The organism is Undibacterium sp. GrIS 1.2, from assembly GCF_040544435.1.
Taxonomy (GTDB): domain Bacteria; phylum Pseudomonadota; class Gammaproteobacteria; order Burkholderiales; family Burkholderiaceae_D; genus Undibacterium.
The window spans coordinates 1-4700 of sequence record NZ_JBEONP010000113.1; the positions used below are offsets into that span (position 1 = coordinate 1).

A 4700-nucleotide genomic window follows, 5' to 3' on the forward strand; every position below is an offset into this window, starting at 1 on the left:
CAACAACCAAAATATGGCCGTTTTAGACTATTTGTGCATCCCAAAATAGAAAGATAGAAATGATACTGTTTCATGAAAGTACGCGGTGTAAGCTATGTTGCTCACGGATGCCGCTAATCGAGCACACACGATTCTACACGATGACTTTGGGCGCATAGTCTTAGAGATCTCACCTGATGAAGGCCGTTTCAAATACAGCTACAACGACACAACGGGTGCATTTGAGAAACAGCAAACTGGGCTAGACGGACAAAGTCATGTTACCGAAAAGCTCGAGTTTGCGAGTAGCGGTCGTCTGGTCAAGCGGATGATCGCAGGTTGCACTGAAACGCTCAGTTATGACGGTGATTTGTTAGAACGGCTAGACGGTTGTGGTAACAGCCATACCTATCTGCGCGACGCCTTTGGTCAGATTGTGCAGCACACTCAAACCATCCAGCCAGACAACAAGCAAGTCGCAGCGTTCAATTTCATTACGAGCTACACCTATGATTCAATCACGGGGCAATTAGTCGAGCGCAGATTACCTGATGGCCAATACTTATCCTATCGGTATGACAAAACTGATGGCAAGCAAAATGCGATCACTCGTGATAGGGGCTGGTTTGCCTGGATAGGCGAACATATCCACGACCGTTTTGTTGCTGGGCTGCGCGCGATTTTACCGGACAATATCACGCAAGAACCGATACTGACCGATATCAGTTGGCGTCCGTTTGGAGGTATCGAAAACCACACTGCAAGCAACGGGATTATCAAGCAAAGCACATTCGATAAAGCGGGACGATTGACGGCAATCGACATCGGTAGCAAAACCAATCCAGGTGCGATTGAGGCTTTGCGGTATCAACACGACGGCGCCAATAATATTATTTCTAGCAAGAGGAATATGGAACAGCGTAGCTACCTCTACGATGCAGTACATCGTCTGACAGACGAGAGAATTGACGCTATCACAGGTGCGAACCCAACGCAGCAAGTCGTGGCAGCGTCAACGTCATCAACTACGGCCATTACAGCACCGTCAGTTACCTCTTCGGCCGCCAACGACGTTAGCTACCGCTATGACCCGCTTGGCCAACGCAGAAGTCAAACGGAACAGGTTCAACGCGATAGCTATGGCCGTCAAAGTGTCCGACGAAATCAGCAGTTTATCTATGACGATGCGCATCGACTGATTGAAGTTAGGGAGGCGAGTAAAACGGTCGCCCGCTACCGCTATGATGCGCTTGGAAATCGTGTGGTCAAAACTATCAATGGTCGTACTACCTATTTTGTCTATGACACCGCGCATAAGCTGATCGCCGAAGCGAACGCAGAAGGACAGTTAACCACCCAATATTTGTACGCCGATTACCGGCCTTACGCGGTGATGCGCGCACAGGATAAGGGTCAGACCCGTACTCTATATGCAATCCATACTGACGACCGAGGTTTGCCGTTAGCTGTGACAGATAAAAATCAACAGGTGGTATGGCGAGGTGACTTCGATGCTTTTGGAAACCAACGTGCTTTGACGATGCAACAAGCGGCAGCCAACGATAGCGCATTTACCATGATGACTGCCGCTCAGGCTGCCGATAGCAGTGAACCTGACCACTTTGAAATGAACCTGCGCATAGCGGGACAGTATGCGGATCAAGAGACCGGCCTGTTTTACAATATTCATCGGTATTATGATCCATCGCGAGGTAGGTATATCACACCCGATCCCCTAGGATTAACCTCTGGCGTTGAGAGTTATGCCTATGTAGGCAGTAATCCCATGGGTGAGATTGATCCGCTGGGTTTGTTTAAAGTACCGTCTCGTGTCGTTGTGACCGGTAATTTAGATCCTGTATTTTCGGACAAAGGACACGGAGATATTATACGAATCGCGTTTGCACAATATGAAGCGGAACATCATGGCGAGGCAAGGTTCTCACAGACCGTTATCGACCAAATTATTCGAAACGCCTATCAAACAGACGCACTCCCAGATGTTGGAAATCCCACGGTATTTCCGTACAGTGTCGGTACAACAGGTGTGGCTGGCGGTGGCCAATATAATCCGCAAAATCACTTCGACAACCCAAATGACGGCCCAGAATTCAAGTCAGTTACTGATCATACCAAGATCGGTAGCTACAAAGGCGCGAATGGAAATTGGATTGACAACACACTGGATAGGATAAACAAAAAACGTGTCCTTTATGGGGCTGCGGGTACGGGAATCTCCGGAGCGTTAAGTAACTTCGGGCAGAACGCCCATACACTGGCCGATTTTTATTCCCATTCCAATTGGGTTGATGCAACGACGCGCGGTGGCGCCGTCGATAATGTATATACAGAAGGTGGCGTAACTAAACATGAATGCGGCGCCGTACCAAATGGTTTGGGCATGACACGAATATGGGATGGACGCAACGACGCCATTAAGTTTGATTCACTCTATACTGGGACGGTACTAGGCGGAAAAACTGAAGATGAGAAAACCAATAAGATTTGCGGAAAAAATTATTTAGGTGATCTTGAGTGTGACAACGACCGGACTACCCATGGTTACTGGAACAAGGACAATGATACTTCGGCCGCTGGCGGGCAAAAATATACAACGGAGCAAACCAAATCGTTCGTCAAAAGTAAAATATTTTATTGGCAGGCCGAGAAATATGATCCTGCTAATCCTCCTTCAGGTGTATTGGGCGTTGGTTGGTTTGCCGACGATAAAAAGTCTCTCAGTGATTTAAAAAAAGGAGAGCGAATTTATGTCCCCCAGGATATCGTTAATTATCACCAGATGGCATTCTCTCTTGCGGTTCAGGATGTCAAGCGTGAAATCGCCAATCTCTATGCCTACACTGAGGGAAAAACCGTAGGTTCGTACACAGTACATGACGCATTTAAGATGGATAAAGGCGCACTGGATTACACGGGTATTGACTACAAAACTATGTCAGATAAAAGAGCACCATGATGATGAAAAAAATAATTGCCTTGATGTTGTTGGTGGTTTGCCTACCAGCAGCCGCCATACCACGTGAAGATGTGCTGGAATGCAAGGTTGCTGATGGAAGTAAATTCGTCTTGAAATCCAAATACGACTGGAGCCCGCTTGCGCGTCTTTATCGAGAGACCGCCGATCGGATCAATCAAGAACCATACAGTGTGTATTATAAAAAGAAGCATTCGCTGCTATTAACGGACATCGGTCGAAATGTCAGTCATAGTCAGCATGAAAGTGACTTTCAGCGCATCTGTTCCGCCGTGGGTTTATTTCGTGGTCGTCCAGTGGCACTTTATAAATATTTTGAGGCTGGCAGGTGGATTGGGTTGACTCCCGATGCCGCGCAGAAATTATACGTTCAGGCATCTACAGTAGATCAATCGGAACAGGTTCGGAGTGATCTTCAACGTTTTGATCTGGATGGAAAATCTGCTGTCCCAGAACTGAATTTCGCATTTGTTGCACCAATTGATAGGCGACTAGTTTTTGAACACCCGGTTACGAGGGATGGTGAACATGTTATCGCGGTCTTTCAAAGCGAGTCCTTGGACAATGGAAAAACATGGCAAGACTTAAACATAACGACTGACGCAAAAATATTTGAAATCGGAAAAGCGCTTCTTGATCAGTCTTTCATCGGGCAACCTAGCCGTTTTAATGGCAAGAAGATTCAAATTAATGAGGTGCACAAGGATTGAATACAAAACAACAAAGCATCAAGCCCTTTCTTGAAGTGTTCAATGCGGTCCACGAGGATAGCGGCAACAATCATGCATTTGATAGTTCAAACGGAAACACGAAAAAGATTGACCTGTCAAATTACGAATTGACGCAATTAGGTTATACCGATTTTGTTGGGATGGACGGGGCACCAAAAGCACTTAATTTAAAACAAGATAAACAGGGTCGATACGACTCAACACAGGGTCAAAAAAATCGTAATGATTTCCTGCGTTATAAAGAAGACACGACCGATAGCAATGGTGTTCTTCACAAAAAAGGAGATCTTTTTAAGGACACAGATCCAAGCTTTAAAGGGACAATTCTGCCATGAAAGTCTTTATGCACTCCATAAAAGTTGCTTGCTTTATCGCCGCAACATTGCTTTTTTCAACAGCACCTGCTGCACAAGAGACAGAAAAATTTATTGACTATAACGGCAAGCGTTGTATGGAACTTAAAGACCATAACGGCTGGTCTGTCGGAGTATTTCGATCTGGTGATTATTGTGTGGCGCAAGATTTGTATCAAACAGAACCAGCACCCTGGTTTCGTTTGCCGCATCAACCAGTACCAAATGGACCTATGGTAAGCATTAATTATGCGAGTAATGTGACTATTGATTTGATGAATCACCACCTATCGGCAAAGATACCTTACGGCCTTGGAATTTATCAGAATGATGGCGGTTTTTGGCCTAATAGCGGAGGTAAAGCCCCCCCTTATCATGCGATAAAAATAAGCAACGGCACTGTTACTACATCGAAGCAACCAACCGTCGTCATGGTGCATGCCTGGGATAAAAAAAACAAACGCTTCTATCATAAATCATTGGGCGATAACATTCGTTCCAATGCTCCCGCTCTTGCGGACTATCGCGGCGACATTAGCGAATATGCAGAAACCGAATACGTCCTAGAAAACCTCACTTTAGAATCAGACAACATCGTCATCATCATGCAAGGTAAAAAGAATGTCATTCGTCACTGCAAAA

Annotated in this window: 4 protein-coding genes; all 4 read left to right on the forward strand. The window is 45.8% G+C overall.

From position 1 onward, the window contains the following. The first annotated feature begins 94 nt into the window (after positions 1-94). Positions 95-2956 carry an RHS repeat domain-containing protein gene (locus AAKU61_RS22110; RefSeq protein ID WP_354335739.1) on the forward strand — a complete coding sequence of 954 codons (2862 nt, stop codon included), beginning with the start codon at positions 95-97 and terminating at the stop codon, positions 2954-2956. Next, positions 2953-3684: a hypothetical protein gene (locus AAKU61_RS22115; RefSeq protein ID WP_354335741.1), complete on the forward strand. Its 732-nt coding sequence runs from the start codon at positions 2953-2955 to the stop codon at positions 3682-3684. Before AAKU61_RS22110 ends, AAKU61_RS22115 begins: the two co-directional genes overlap by 4 nt. Further along, complete coding sequence (locus tag AAKU61_RS22120) at positions 3681-4040, forward strand: hypothetical protein (RefSeq protein ID WP_354335743.1); 360 nt, start codon at positions 3681-3683, stop codon at positions 4038-4040. Before AAKU61_RS22115 ends, AAKU61_RS22120 begins: the two co-directional genes overlap by 4 nt. Beyond that, positions 4037-4700: hypothetical protein (locus AAKU61_RS22125; RefSeq protein ID WP_354335745.1), on the forward strand; the 664-nt coding region annotated here is incomplete at its 3' end. The genes AAKU61_RS22120 and AAKU61_RS22125, both read left to right, overlap by 4 nt.

What these genes read in the sequence shown, in the direction of transcription:
- AAKU61_RS22110 (WP_354335739.1), top strand. Translation starts at nt 95, where the DNA reads ATGTTGCTCACGGATGCCGCTAATCGAGCACACACGATTCTACACGAT.
- AAKU61_RS22115 (WP_354335741.1), top strand. Translation starts at nt 2,953, where the DNA reads ATGATGATGAAAAAAATAATTGCCTTGATGTTGTTGGTGGTTTGCCTA.